We start from the raw sequence: 13,077 nt of genomic DNA on the forward strand, positions 1-13,077 counted from the left end.
CGTCGAGAGAATTGAATCAATGCCGCATATTCTGATCGTCGAAGACGAAACCATCATCCGCTCGGCGCTACGCCGATTGCTTGAGCGTAACCAGTACCAGGTCAGCGAGGCCGGCTCGGTGCAGGAGGCCCAGGAACGCTTCAGCATTGCGACCTTCGACCTGATTGTCAGCGACCTGCGCCTGCCAGGCGCGCCCGGTACCGAACTGATCAAGCTCGGCCAGGGCACCCCGGTACTGATCATGACCAGCTACGCGAGCCTGCGTTCTGCCGTCGACTCGATGAAAATGGGTGCGGTGGACTACATCGCCAAGCCATTCGATCACGACGAAATGCTCCAGGCCGTTGCGCGCATCCTGCGTGACCGGCAGAACGCGCCGGCCGTTGCGACTGAACGTGGCAACGGCAAGACCGCGCCTGGCGACAAGGCGGCGGCCAGCACTGCGGCCAATGGCGAGATCGGCATCATCGGTTCGTGCCCGCCGATGCAAGACCTGTACGGCAAGATCCGCAAGGTCGCGCCAACAGACTCCAATGTACTGATCCAGGGCGAGTCGGGTACCGGTAAAGAGCTGGTGGCCCGCGCGCTGCACAACCTGTCGCGGCGAGCCAAGGCACCGATGATCTCGGTGAACTGCGCGGCGATTCCAGAGACCCTGATCGAATCGGAACTGTTCGGCCATGAGAAAGGCGCCTTTACCGGCGCCAGCGCCGGGCGTGCCGGCCTGGTCGAAGCCGCCGATGGTGGCACGCTGTTTCTCGACGAGATCGGCGAACTGCCACTCGAAGCCCAGGCACGCCTGTTGCGCGTCCTGCAGGAAGGTGAAATTCGTCGGGTCGGCTCGGTGCAATCACAAAAAGTCGATGTGCGCCTGATCGCCGCCACCCACCGCGACCTGAAGAACCTGGCCAAGGTCGGCCAGTTCCGTGAAGACCTTTATTACCGCCTGCACGTCATTGCCCTCAAACTGCCGGCCCTGCGCGAGCGCGGCGCCGACGTCAACGAAATCGCCAACGCCTTCCTCGCCCGCCAAAGTGCGCGGGTCGGGCGTAACGACCTGCGTTTCGGCCACGACGCTGAACAGGCGATTCGGCATTACTCTTGGCCAGGTAACGTGCGCGAGCTGGAAAACGCTGTGGAGCGCGCAGTGATCCTGTGCGAGAGCCCGGAGATTTCCGCCGACCTGTTGGGTATCGACATCGAGCTCAGCGATCTCGAAGACGACGAGCCGTTCGCCGGCCTGTCGGGCGCCAGCAGCAGTGCCAACAACACCAGCCACGAGCCGACAGAAGACCTGTCGCTGGAAGACTACTTCCAGCATTTCGTCCTTGAGCATCAGGATCACATGACCGAGACCGAGCTTGCGCGCAAGCTTGGGGTCAGCCGCAAGTGCCTGTGGGAACGGCGCCAGCGCCTGGGCATCCCGCGGCGCAAGAGCGGTGCCACCAGCGAGGGCTGAGCCGTTTCAGCGCTGTGCGCGGGTGGGCACAGGTAACACCGCTACCTTGCGACAAACTGTTACCGCACCACAAAGTCGTAACAAAAACCGGGGCTTACGGTAACGAAGCCGCGGTTTTTTTTCGCCTTGCGAACCGCTCAAAACCGCTCCAACCCCTTGTTTTGCTGGGCTTTGAAAAAGTTGGCACGGCACCTGCTATATGTTTGGTACAAGAACAATAACAAGCACTGCAAAAGACAATAAAAATAAGACGAATCGGCTCACGCACAATAAGAACAAGACGGCGGAGGCGCAGCTAACTGATTCTTTTGGAGAGGAGTTGTATTTGGGGCTTGCCCCACAACCAGGCAGAGAACAATAAAAACTGCACTCAAGCAGGGCCTGAACTGGTTGGATCGCATGATCATTGCAACCTCAGCGACCAAAGCAATCCGTTTGCTCTTGATCCCGATTAGGGAGACCGCCCACAAGCTTTTTTTGTGGGCAGGGCACTCAACAAAAACAAAAAGCCCGGCAAAAAAACAATAAGAGCACGCAACTACTTCTTGGGGAGCTTCGGCTCCCCTTGTAGTTTCTGCCCGCCCCAGCCCGCCTGTGCGTCGTCCGACGCGACCGCCTACACCATCCTCCGAGTAAATGCTAGAATCCCCGCCCATCATGCGGCCATTCTTCGTTTTTGGCCGAACATTCCTTCAAACAGTGCATCCCATGCTGAAGAAGCTGTTCCAGTCGTTCCGTCCTCCCGTACGTGGCACGCACCACAAGCGCACCACGCCTGAAGTGATCAATAGCGGTCAACATTCGCTGCAACGTGGCCAGTTCAGTCGTCATGCGGTGAGTATCGTCGAGCGCCTGCAAAATGCTGGCTACCAGGCCTATCTGGTCGGTGGCTGCGTGCGCGACCAACTCCTGGGCATCACCCCCAAGGATTTCGACGTTGCCACCAGCGCCACCCCTGAACAGGTCCGCGCCGAATTTCGCAACGCCCGCATCATCGGTCGCCGTTTCAAACTGGTTCACATCCATTTCGGGCGTGAAATCATCGAAGTCGCCACCTTCCGCGCCAACCACCCGGAAAGCGAAGAAGAGAACAGCCACACCTCGTCGCGTAACGAGAGTGGGCGGATTCTGCGCGACAACGTCTATGGCACCCTGGAAGAAGACGCGCAACGCCGCGACTTCACCATCAACGCCCTGTACTACGACCCGGTCAGCGAGCGCATCCTCGATTACGCCAACGGCGTGCACGACATTCGCAACCGCCTGATCCGCCTGATCGGCGACCCGACCCAGCGCTACCAGGAAGACCCGGTACGCATGCTGCGAGCCGTGCGCTTCGCCGCCAAGCTCAACTTCGGCATCGAAAAGCACACCGTGCAGCCGATTCGCCAGCTGGCGCCAATGCTGCGCGAGATTCCGGCGGCTCGCCTGTTCGAAGAGTCGCTCAAGCTGTTCCTTTCCGGACAGGCGGCCGACACCTTCGAAATGCTCGTTGACCTGGAGCTGTTCAACCCGCTGTTCCCAGCCAGTGCCGAGGCGCTGGAAGAGCACCCGACCTACACCCACACCCTGATCAGCCAGGCGTTGATCAACACCGACCTGCGCGTCAAGCAAGGCAAGCCGGTAACCCCGGCCTTCCTGTTCGCCGCCATGCTCTGGCCAGCGCTGCCCGGCCGTGCCCTGCGCCTGCAGAGCCGTGGCATGCCACCGATTCCGGCCATGAACGAAGCGGCCCACGAACTGATTGCCGAACAGTGCCAGCGCATCGCAATCCCCAAGCGTTTCACCATGCCGATCCGCGAAATCTGGGACATGCAGGAACGCCTGCCGCGGCGCAGTGGCAAACGTGCCGACCTGTTGCTCGACAACCCGCGCTTTCGCGCCGGTTACGACTTCCTGTTGCTGCGTGAAAGTGCGGGTGAAGAAACCGACGGCCTGGGCCAATGGTGGACCGACTATCAGGACTGCAACGACAGCGAGCGCCGCGACATGATCCGCGAGTTGGGCAGCCGTGATGAAGGTGCCGGTGCCGGCCCGCGCAAACGCAAGCGCAGCCCGAGCAAGCGCAAGCGCGCCGACAGCGCTGCAGGCGAGTAACAGATGATCCGCGCCTTTATTGGCCTGGGCAGCAACCTGGCCGATCCCGAACAGCAACTGCGCAGCGCCGTCGAGGCGCTGGGGCAGTTGCGTGACAGTGCCCTGGCCGCGGTTTCGGCCTTCTACAGCAGCGACTCGCTGTCACCGGGCCAGCCGCGCTACACCAACGCCGTGGCGGCGCTGGATACCGCCGTTGCACCGCTGGACCTGCTCGATGCGCTGCAAGCCATCGAGGCCGATCAGGGCCGCGAACGCAAGGAACGCTGGGGCCCACGCACCCTCGACCTGGACATTCTGCTGTACGGCGACCAGGTCATCGATGTGCCGCGCCTGAAAGTGCCGCATTACCACATGCAGGCACGACCGTTCGTCCTCTACCCCCTGGCCGAACTGGTCCCTGAAGACTTCTGCCTGGCCGATCAACGGCCCCTGTCCCAATTACTGGCAGATTGCCCGTTCGTCGGTCTGGAACGCCTGTAGCCGGGCGTTCCCCCAGCCGGTAACGCCCGTAACAGCGCATTAGTAACAATGCGGTAACAGGGTAATTGACTTCAGCCCCCTCGCTCACGACTATAGGCGTCCCGTGGCGCCCCGAGCGCCGCAAAAAGGCGTATATAGGCCTGGAACAGGTCGTAATTCAAACACCACGATCGATGATGTGCTGTTCCAGAAGATGAATACACGCGTTGTACGCAGTCGTTTTTCACAGCGCCTGAACGAGGATTCCTTTTCATGCCAGAAGTAACCCTGACCACCCTGCAGAGCCTCAAGGCCAAGGGTGAGAAAATAACCATGCTGACCTGCTACGACGCGACCTTTGCCCAGGCCGCCAGCCGTGCCGGCGTGGAAGTATTGCTGGTGGGTGACTCCCTGGGCATGGTCCTGCAGGGCCATGACAGCACCTTGCCGGTAACCAATGCCGAGATGGCCTACCACACCGCCTGCGTCAAACGCGGCAACGAAGGTGCGTTGATTCTTGCCGACCTGCCGTTCATGGCCTGCGCCACCACCGAGCAGGCGTTCGCCAACAGCGGCGCGCTGATGCAGGCCGGCGCGCACATGGTCAAGGTCGAAGGCGCCGCCTGGCTGGCGGAAACCATCCGCCTGCTGGCCGAGCGTGGCGTACCGGTGTGCGCCCATATGGGCCTGACCCCGCAGACGGTGAACATCCTCGGTGGTTACAAGGTTCAGGGCCGCCAGGAAAACCAGGCACGGCAAATGCGCGCCGACGCCATCGCCCTGGAGCAGGCGGGCGCAGCCATGCTGCTGCTCGAATGCGTACCCACCGAGCTGGCTGCGGAAATTACCCAGGCGGTGAGCATCCCGGTCATCGGCATCGGTGCCGGCAGCGCCACCGACGGCCAGGTGCTGGTATTGCATGACATGCTCGGTCTGTCGCTGACTGGCCGGGTACCGAAGTTCGTGAAGAACTTCATGGCCGGCCAGAGCGATATTCAAGGCGCGCTCAAGGCTTACGTAACCGCCGTCAAGGATGTCAGCTTCCCCGGCAGCGAACACGGGTTCAGTGCATGAATACAGTCAAGACCGTCCGTGAACTGCGCGCCGCCGTGGCGCGCGCGCGCAGCGAAGGCAAACGCATCGGTTTCGTGCCGACCATGGGCAACCTGCACAGCGGCCATGCCGCACTGGTGACCAAGGCCGCACAACGGGTCGATTTCGTCGTCGCCAGCATCTTCGTCAACCCCCTGCAGTTCGGCCCCAGCGAGGACCTCGACAAGTACCCGCGGACCCTCGCCGCTGACCAGGAAAAACTGCTCCAGGCCGGCTGCCATCTGCTGTTCGCCCCGACCGTCGAAGAGATGTACCCCGACGGCATGGCCGGGCAGACCCGCGTCAGCGTCCCGCAACTGTCCGACGGGCTGTGCGGTGCCAGCCGCCCAGGCCATTTCGAAGGCGTGGCGACGGTGGTCAGCAAGCTGTTCAACATGGTCCAGCCGGACCTGGCGGTGTTTGGCCAGAAAGACTTCCAGCAACTGGCGGTGATCCGTGCGCTGGTGCGCGACCTGAACATGCCGATCCAGATCATCGGCGAGCCAACCGTGCGCGCCGAAGACGGCCTGGCGCTGTCTTCGCGCAACGGTTACCTGAGCGACGAACAGCGCGCCACGGCGCCTGCGCTGTATCGGGTGCTGAGCCAGATGGCCGCGGCTATCGAACAGGGCGAATGCGACTATCCGGCGCTGATCGCCAACGGTCAGCAGCAACTGACCGCGGCAGGCTTTCGCCCGGACTACCTGGAAATTCGCCAGGCCCTGAGCCTGCGCCCGGCAGCGGCGGAAGACCGTGACCTGGTGATCCTGGTAGCAGCCGTCCTGGGTGCCACCCGCCTGATCGACAACCTGCACCTGACTCTCGACGACAAGTAAACAGGTCGCTTGCTGGAGCCTCTCCCTGTAACGCAGGTTGCATGCCTATAATTGGCATCAGCCTGCAAACAAGGCGCTGTTTCCAGTGTCCAAGGCAGTCCACGCAATAAGGAAACCTGCAGCGATGGCGTATTACCGCACCCCCCATGATGTTACTGCCCTGCCCGCCTGGCAGGCGCTCCAGCAGCACCGCGAAGCCATGCAGGACTTCAGCATGCGCGACGCATTCAATGCCGAGCCCAAACGCTTCGAGCAGTTTTCCCTGAGCACCTGCGGGCTGTTCCTCGATTATTCGAAAAACCTGATCAACGGCCAGACCCGCGACCTGCTGGTCAACCTGGCCAACGAAGTAGGCCTGCAAGAGGCGATCAAGGCACTGTTCGCAGGCGAGATCCTCAACGCCTCCGAAGGCCGTCCGGCCCTGCATACCGCCCTGCGCCGCCCGGTGGGCGACAAGTTGAGCGTCAACGGCGTCAACGTGATGCCTGAGGTGCACAAGGTCCTCAACCAGGTCACCGAACTGGTTGGCCGCATCCATGATGGCCTGTGGCGCGGTTACAGCGAAAAGCCGATCACCGACGTGGTCAACATCGGCATCGGCGGCTCGTTCCTCGGCCCGGAGCTGGTCTCCGAAGCCCTGCTGCCTTACGCCCAGCGTGGCGTGCGCTGCCATTACCTGGCAAACATCGACGGCAGCGAGTTCCATGAGCTGTCGGCCAAGCTGCGCGCCGAAACCACGCTGTTCATTGTTTCGTCCAAGTCGTTCAACACCCTGGAAACCCTGAAGAACGCCCAGGCCGCACGCGCCTGGTACCTGGCCCAGGGTGGCTCGGAAGCCGAGCTGTACAAGCACTTCATCGCCGTCTCCAGCAACAAGGCTGCCGCCGTGGCCTTCGGCATTCGCGAAGAGAACATCTTCCCGATGTGGGACTGGGTAGGCGGGCGTTACTCGCTGTGGTCGGCCATCGGCCTGCCGATTGCCCTGGCCATTGGCACGGCCAACTTCAAGGAACTGCTGTCCGGTGCCTACACCATGGACCAGCACTTCCAGAACGCGCCGTTCGAACAGAACATGCCGGTGCTGCTGGCCTTGCTCGGCGTGTGGTATGGCAACTTCTGGGGCGCGCAGAGCCATGCGATCCTGCCGTACGACCACTACCTGCGCAACATCACCAAGCACCTGCAACAGCTGGACATGGAATCCAACGGCAAGAGCGTTCGCCAGGACGGCACGCCGGTCAACCACGACACCGGCCCGGTCATCTGGGGTGGCGTGGGTTGTAACGGTCAGCACGCCTATCACCAGTTGCTGCACCAGGGCACCCAGCTGATTCCGGCCGACTTCATCGTCCCGGTGGTCAGCTTCAACCCGGTCGCCGACCATCATCAGTGGCTGTACGCCAACTGCCTGTCGCAGAGCCAGGCACTGATGCTGGGCAAGACCCGCAGCGAAGCCGAAGCCGAGTTGCGCGACAAAGGCATGGCCGAAGCTGAAGTCCAGAAGCTGGCGCCACACAAGGTGATCCCGGGCAACCGCCCGAGCAATACCCTGGTGGTCGAGCGCATCAGCCCGCGTCGTCTTGGCGCGCTGGTGGCGATGTATGAACACAAGGTGTTCGTGCAGAGCGTCATCTGGGGCATCAATGCCTTCGACCAGTGGGGCGTGGAGCTGGGCAAGGAGCTGGGCAAGGGCGTTTACCAACGCCTGACCGGCGGTATCGAAGAGCCTGCCGAAGACGCCTCGACCCAGGGCCTGATCAACTTCTTCCGCAGCCGTCACCGCGGTTGATCGCCCGCGCTGCCCCTGGCCGAACGAACACGGCCAGGGGTAGCGGCTACACTGTCCTGACAAAAACAATCCGTCAGAACAGGACCCGCCATGTTCGATATCAGCGACTTTCCCCAAGCCGATGCCGTCAGCAAAGCGGCGCAACTGAGCCAGGCCGATTACCAGCGCCTGTACCGCCAGTCCATCGACACCCCCGATGCCTTCTGGACCGAACAGGCCAGGGCCCTGGACTGGATCAAGCCCTGGAGCCAAATCCAGCAGAGCGACATGAACACCGGCCAGGCTGCCTGGTTCAAGGGCGCGCAACTGAACGTCAGCTACAACTGCATCGACCGCCACCTGGCCACCCGCGGCGATCAGCCGGCGATCATTCGTGAGGGCGACAACCCTGCCGATGCCAGCGTCATCACCTACCGCGAACTGCACCGGCAGGTCTGCCGCCTGGCCAATGTGCTCAAGCAACGCGGGGTGAAAAAAGGCGACCGGGTGTGCATCTACATGCCCATGGTTCCGCAGGCGGCCTACGCCATGCTCGCCTGCAGCCGCATCGGCGCCATCCACTCGGTGGTGTTCGGTGGTTTCTCGCCGGATGCCCTGCGCGACCGTATTCTCGACGCTGATTGCCGTACGCTGATCACCGCCGATGAAGGCATTCGTGGCGGCAAGACCGTGCCGCTGAAGAACAACGTCGACAAGGCCCTGCTCAGTTGCCCGGACGTCAGTACGGTGGTGGTGATCAAACGTACCGGCGGTGAGATCGCCTGGAGTGAAGGTCGCGATCTCTGGTACCACGACGCAATCAAGCAGGTCAGTGATGATTGCCCACCCGAGCCAATGGACGCCGAAGACCCGCTGTTCATCCTCTACACCTCCGGCAGTACCGGCAAGCCCAAGGGCGTGCTGCACACCACCGCGGGTTACCTGCTGCAGGCAGCGCTGACCTTCAGGAGCGTGTTCGATTATCGCGATGGCGAGGTGTTCTGGTGCACCGCCGACGTCGGCTGGGTGACGGGCCACAGCTATATCGTTTACGGCCCCCTGGCCAACGGCGCGATCACCCTGATGTTCGAAGGCGTGCCCAATTACCCCGATGCCTCGCGCTTCTGGCAGGTGGTCGACAAGCACCAGGTGAACATCTTCTACACCGCACCCACCGCCCTTCGCGCACTGATGCGCGAAGGCCAGGGCCCGCTGGCGAGCACCTCGCGCAAGAGCCTGCGCGTGCTCGGCAGCGTGGGTGAGCCGATCAACCCGGAAGCCTGGGAATGGTACTTCGAGGCCGTCGGCGAAAAACGCTGCCCCATCGTCGACACCTGGTGGCAGACCGAAACCGGCGGCATCATGATCAGCCCGCTGGTGGGCACCCGGCGGGTCAAGCCCGGCTGCGCCACTCAACCGATGTTCGGCGTGCAGCCGGTGTTACTGGACGACAAGGGCACGCTGATCGAAGGCCCCGGCAGCGGCCTGCTGGCAATCAAGGCCAGCTGGCCAGGGCAGATCCGCAGCGTGTACGGCGACCCGCAGCGAATGATCGACACCTACTTCAAGCCGCTGCCGGGTTACTACTTCACCGGTGACGGCGCGCGCCGCGACGAGGACGGCGACCTGTGGATCACCGGGCGCATCGATGACGTGATCAACGTCTCCGGACACCGCATCGGCACCGCGGAGGTCGAAAGCGCCCTGGTGCTGCACGACAGCATCGCCGAAGCCGCCGTTGTCGGGTACCCTCACGATCTCAAGGGGCAAGGCATCTATGCCTTTGTCACGCCCATGAATGGCGTGACCCCGGACGACAGGCTCAAGCAGGAGCTGCTGGCCCTGGTCAGCAAAGAGATCGGCAGCTTCGCCAAACCCGAGCTGATCCAGTGGGCGCCGGCACTGCCCAAGACCCGCTCAGGCAAGATCATGCGGCGCATCCTGCGCAAGATCGCCTGCAACGAGCTCGACAACCTCGGCGACACGTCGACCCTGGCCGACCCCAGCGTGGTCCAGGGCCTGATCGACAAACGCCTGAACATTTAAGCGGCAGCGCTGTTTGGCTGCCTTGCAGACAAGGTAGCCATGGAAGCGATTCGCCGCCGTATCGAAACCCAGGTGATGAGCCTGACCGGTTTGTCCCTGGGCCAACTTGACCTGGAAAACCCCAAGGGTGACCCCGGGCTGTTCGGCCCGGGCAGCCTCAGCTGGCGCGTGCATGGCGACTTCCCAAGCATGTTGATCGGCGGCATCAGTGCCCTGCTCCTGCAACTGCTGCACCCGCTGGCGCTGGCCGGCGTGTGGGATCACTCCAACTTTCGCCAGGACCTGCTTGGCCGCCTGCGTCGCACCAGCCAGTTCATCTCCGGCACCACCTTCGGCTCGACTCAAGATGCCAACTGGCTGATCGAAAAAGTGCGCACCATTCATTTGCAGGTGGTCGGTAGCGCCGCCGATGGCCGGCCTTATGCTGCCAGCGATCCAGACTTGCTGACCTGGGTGCATGTCGCCGAGGTCAGCAGCTTCCTGGCCGCCCATAGGCGCTATCGCAACCCGCACCTGCCGATCGCCGAACAGGATGCCTACTACGCCGAGATCGCCCTGATCGCCGAACGCCTGGGCGCCCGTAACGTGCCGCGCTCGCGCCAGCAAATTGCCGACTACCTGCAGGCCATGCGCCCACAACTGATCTGCGACGCCCGCAGCCATGAAGTGGTGCAGGTACTGCTCGACGCACCGGCGCCTAGCCGCCTGGCCCAACCGGTGGGCACCCTGATGCTGCGTGCCGGGATCGACCTGCTGCCCGACTGGGCCAGCGCAATGCTCGAACTGAGCCAGAACCCGCTGCAACGCCGGCTGATCCGCCTGGGCATCAACAGCACCGCACCGGTCCTGCGCTGGGCCATGCGCGATGGTTCGGCCCATCGTGCCCGGCGGCGCATGGGTATCGCCTGAACGGTGCGCCAATAGCCCTCGCCCGGCCATCTATGCCACCATGCAGGTCTAGCCAGGCCCTGGGGCCTGAACCGTTCTGACGCCAAATCCAATAAGAGTGAGGACCCGCACCATGCAAGATGTCGTTATCGTTGCCGCCACCCGTACCGCTGTCGGTAGCTACCAGGGGGCGCTGGCCAACATTCCCGCCGTCGACCTGGGCGCTGCGGTGATTCGCCAGTTGCTGACCCAGACCGGCATCGATGGCGAACTGGTCGATGAAGTGATCCTCGGCCAGGTACTGACCGCCGGTGCCGGGCAGAACCCGGCGCGCCAGGCCGCGATCAAGGCCGGCCTGCCTCACGCGGTGCCAGCCATGACCCTGAACAAGGTCTGCGGCTCGGGCCTCAAGGCCCTGCACCTGGCAACCCAGGCGATCCGCTGCGGCGATGCCGACGTAATCATCGCCGGCGGCCAGGAGAACATGAGCCTGGCCAACTACGTCATGCCCGGGGCCCGTACCGGCCTGCGCATGGGCCACAGCAGCCTGATCGACAGCATGATCAGCGATGGCCTGTGGGATGCGTTCAACGACTACCACATGGGCATCACTGCCGAAAACCTGGTGGAAAAATACGGCATCAGCCGTGAGGAGCAGGACGCCTTCGCTGCCGCTTCGCAGCAAAAGGCAACCGCAGCCATCGAAGCCCGGCGCTTCGTCGATGAAATCACCCCGATCCTGATCCCGCAGCGCAAAGGGGATCCGCTTGCGTTTGCCACCGACGAGCAACCGCGCGCCGGCACCACCGCCGAATCGCTGGGCAAGCTCAAGCCGGCATTCAAGAAAGACGGCACGGTAACCGCCGGTAATGCCTCGTCGCTCAATGACGGCGCAGCCGCAGTGCTGCTGATGAGTGCCGCCAAGGCGCAGCAACTGGGCCTGCCGATCCTGGCGCGCATCAAGGCCTATGCCAATGCCGGGGTCGATCCGGCGATCATGGGCATCGGCCCGGTCAGCGCCACCCGCCGCTGCCTGGAAAAGGCCGGCTGGGACCTGGCGGACCTGGACCTGATCGAAGCCAACGAAGCCTTTGCCGCCCAGGCCCTGTCAGTAGGCAAGGAGCTGGGCTGGGACGCCAGCAAGGTCAACGTCAATGGCGGCGCCATTGCCCTGGGCCATCCGATCGGCGCCTCGGGTTGCCGGGTGCTGGTAACCCTGCTGCACGAAATGATCAAGCGTGATGTCAGCAAGGGCCTGGCCACCCTGTGCATCGGCGGTGGTCAGGGCGTGGCCCTGGCAATCGAACGCTGATCAGCGCGGGAGGGGCCGCAACGGCCCCTCCCCTGGCTTGAACTGGTAAACTGCACGTCCGCAAACCAAGGCCACGTGCATGTCCCTCTTGAATCAGGCGCTGCGCGCCGCCCTCGACGCCCGCCTGGGCCTTCTCGCCGAACTGCATGCCCAGGGCACCGACTGCTATCGCCTGTTCCATGGCAGCCAGGAAGGCGCCAGCGGCCTGACCATCGACCGCTACGGCCCGCAGTTGCTGGTGCAGAGTTTCCACCACAGCCTCGAGACCAGCGCCTTGCTGGAGCTGCACGCCGCTGTCGAAGCGCACCTGGGCCTTGAGCTGCTGCTGGTCTACAACGACCGCTCCCAGGGCAACAGCCGCATCGACCGCCGCGACCCGGTGTACCAGGCCAGCGAGGCCGCGCTGGCCGATCACGTCGGCCACGAATGGGGCCTGAACTACCGGGTGCGTGGTCGCCATGCCGGGCAGGACCCACTGCTGTTTCTTGACCTGCGCAATGCCCGTGGCTGGGTCAAGCAGCACAGTGCCGGCAAAAGCGTGCTGAACCTGTTCGCCTATACCTGCGGTGTCGGCCTCAGCGCGGCAGCGGGCGGCGCCCGCGAGGTGTGCAACCTGGACTTTGCCGAAGGCAACCTGGCCGTCGGCAAGGAAAACGGCGCGCTCAACCCGCAACTGCTGCCGATGAGTTTCATCCAGTCCGATTACTTCCCGGCGATCCGCCAGTTCGCCGGCCTGCCGGTCAGCCAGCGCCGCGGCCACACGCTGCCGTCGTACCCACGCCTGCAACAACGCCAGTTCGATCTGGTGTTTCTCGACCCGCCGGCCTGGGCCAAGAGCGCCTTCGGCACCGTCGACCTGCTGCGCGACTACCAGAGCCTGCTCAAGCCGGCACTGTTGAGCACCGCCGAGGACGGCGTACTGATCTGCTGTAACAACCTGGCCAAGGTCAATGTCGACGACTGGCGCGAGCAAGTGCTGCGCTGCGCCGACAAGGCCGGGCGACCGGTACGCGACTGGCAGGTGCTCAAACCCGCCGGCGATTTTCCGTCGCAGGACGGTCAGCCCCCATTGAAGACCTTGATTCTTCAGCTCTGAAACAAAAAATCGTTAATTTTCGGG

10 protein-coding genes are annotated in these 13,077 nt (G+C 63.2%); all 10 read left to right on the plus strand.

What is annotated here, in order from left to right:
- Positions 1–19: 19 nt before the first annotated feature.
- Positions 20–1,459, plus strand: a complete 1,440-nt coding sequence (locus NLX68_RS17965) for a sigma-54 dependent transcriptional regulator (protein WP_254285093.1) — start codon at positions 20–22, stop codon at positions 1,457–1,459.
- 708 nt (positions 1,460–2,167) lie between these two features.
- Positions 2,168–3,556 (plus strand): polynucleotide adenylyltransferase PcnB, encoded by a 1,389-nt coding sequence (locus tag NLX68_RS17970; protein ID WP_254285094.1) that lies wholly within the window; start codon positions 2,168–2,170, stop codon positions 3,554–3,556.
- Positions 3,557–3,559: 3 nt separating this feature from the next.
- The gene (gene folK / locus NLX68_RS17975) at positions 3,560–4,036 is read left to right on the plus strand and encodes a 2-amino-4-hydroxy-6-hydroxymethyldihydropteridine diphosphokinase (RefSeq protein WP_010222997.1); all 477 of its coding nucleotides are present in this window, start codon (positions 3,560–3,562) and stop codon (positions 4,034–4,036) included.
- A gap of 252 nt (positions 4,037–4,288) precedes the next feature.
- Positions 4,289–5,089, plus strand: a complete 801-nt coding sequence (gene panB / locus NLX68_RS17980; RefSeq protein WP_010222996.1) for a 3-methyl-2-oxobutanoate hydroxymethyltransferase — start codon at positions 4,289–4,291, stop codon at positions 5,087–5,089.
- Complete coding sequence (gene panC, locus NLX68_RS17985; protein ID WP_254285095.1) at positions 5,086–5,943, plus strand: pantoate--beta-alanine ligase; 858 nt, start codon at positions 5,086–5,088, stop codon at positions 5,941–5,943. Before panB ends, panC begins: the two co-directional genes overlap by 4 nt.
- A gap of 124 nt (positions 5,944–6,067) precedes the next feature.
- The gene (gene pgi, locus NLX68_RS17990; RefSeq protein WP_254285096.1) at positions 6,068–7,732 is read left to right on the plus strand and encodes a glucose-6-phosphate isomerase; all 1,665 of its coding nucleotides are present in this window, start codon (positions 6,068–6,070) and stop codon (positions 7,730–7,732) included.
- 90 nt (positions 7,733–7,822) lie between these two features.
- On the plus strand, positions 7,823–9,757 hold the full coding sequence (gene acs, locus NLX68_RS17995) for an acetate--CoA ligase (protein WP_254285097.1): 1,935 nt from the start codon (positions 7,823–7,825) through the stop codon (positions 9,755–9,757).
- Positions 9,758–9,796: 39 nt separating this feature from the next.
- Positions 9,797–10,666, plus strand: coding sequence for an oxygenase MpaB family protein (locus NLX68_RS18000; RefSeq protein WP_254285098.1), 870 nt, complete (start codon positions 9,797–9,799; stop codon positions 10,664–10,666).
- A 112-nt stretch (positions 10,667–10,778) separates the two neighbouring features.
- Positions 10,779–11,957, plus strand: a complete 1,179-nt coding sequence (locus NLX68_RS18005) for an acetyl-CoA C-acetyltransferase (protein WP_254285099.1) — start codon at positions 10,779–10,781, stop codon at positions 11,955–11,957.
- A gap of 79 nt (positions 11,958–12,036) precedes the next feature.
- Positions 12,037–13,053, plus strand: coding sequence for a class I SAM-dependent rRNA methyltransferase (locus tag NLX68_RS18010; RefSeq protein WP_010222989.1), 1,017 nt, complete (start codon positions 12,037–12,039; stop codon positions 13,051–13,053).
- Positions 13,054–13,077 lie beyond the last annotated feature (24 nt).

It is taken from the genome of Pseudomonas sp. SBB6 (genome assembly GCF_024213215.1).
GTDB lineage: Bacteria > Pseudomonadota > Gammaproteobacteria > Pseudomonadales > Pseudomonadaceae > Aquipseudomonas > Aquipseudomonas donghuensis.

Bases quoted from the DNA above. Each gene is read 5' to 3' on its own strand.
- NLX68_RS17965 (WP_254285093.1), top strand. From the start codon at position 20: ATGCCGCATATTCTGATCGTCGAAGACGAAACCATCATCCGCTCGGCG.
- NLX68_RS17970 (WP_254285094.1), top strand. From the start codon at position 2,168: ATGCTGAAGAAGCTGTTCCAGTCGTTCCGTCCTCCCGTACGTGGCACG.
- folK (WP_010222997.1), top strand. From the start codon at position 3,560: ATGATCCGCGCCTTTATTGGCCTGGGCAGCAACCTGGCCGATCCCGAA.
- panB (WP_010222996.1), top strand. From the start codon at position 4,289: ATGCCAGAAGTAACCCTGACCACCCTGCAGAGCCTCAAGGCCAAGGGT.
- panC (WP_254285095.1), top strand. From the start codon at position 5,086: ATGAATACAGTCAAGACCGTCCGTGAACTGCGCGCCGCCGTGGCGCGC.
- pgi (WP_254285096.1), top strand. From the start codon at position 6,068: ATGGCGTATTACCGCACCCCCCATGATGTTACTGCCCTGCCCGCCTGG.
- acs (WP_254285097.1), top strand. From the start codon at position 7,823: ATGTTCGATATCAGCGACTTTCCCCAAGCCGATGCCGTCAGCAAAGCG.
- NLX68_RS18000 (WP_254285098.1), top strand. From the start codon at position 9,797: ATGGAAGCGATTCGCCGCCGTATCGAAACCCAGGTGATGAGCCTGACC.
- NLX68_RS18005 (WP_254285099.1), top strand. From the start codon at position 10,779: ATGCAAGATGTCGTTATCGTTGCCGCCACCCGTACCGCTGTCGGTAGC.
- NLX68_RS18010 (WP_010222989.1), top strand. From the start codon at position 12,037: ATGTCCCTCTTGAATCAGGCGCTGCGCGCCGCCCTCGACGCCCGCCTG.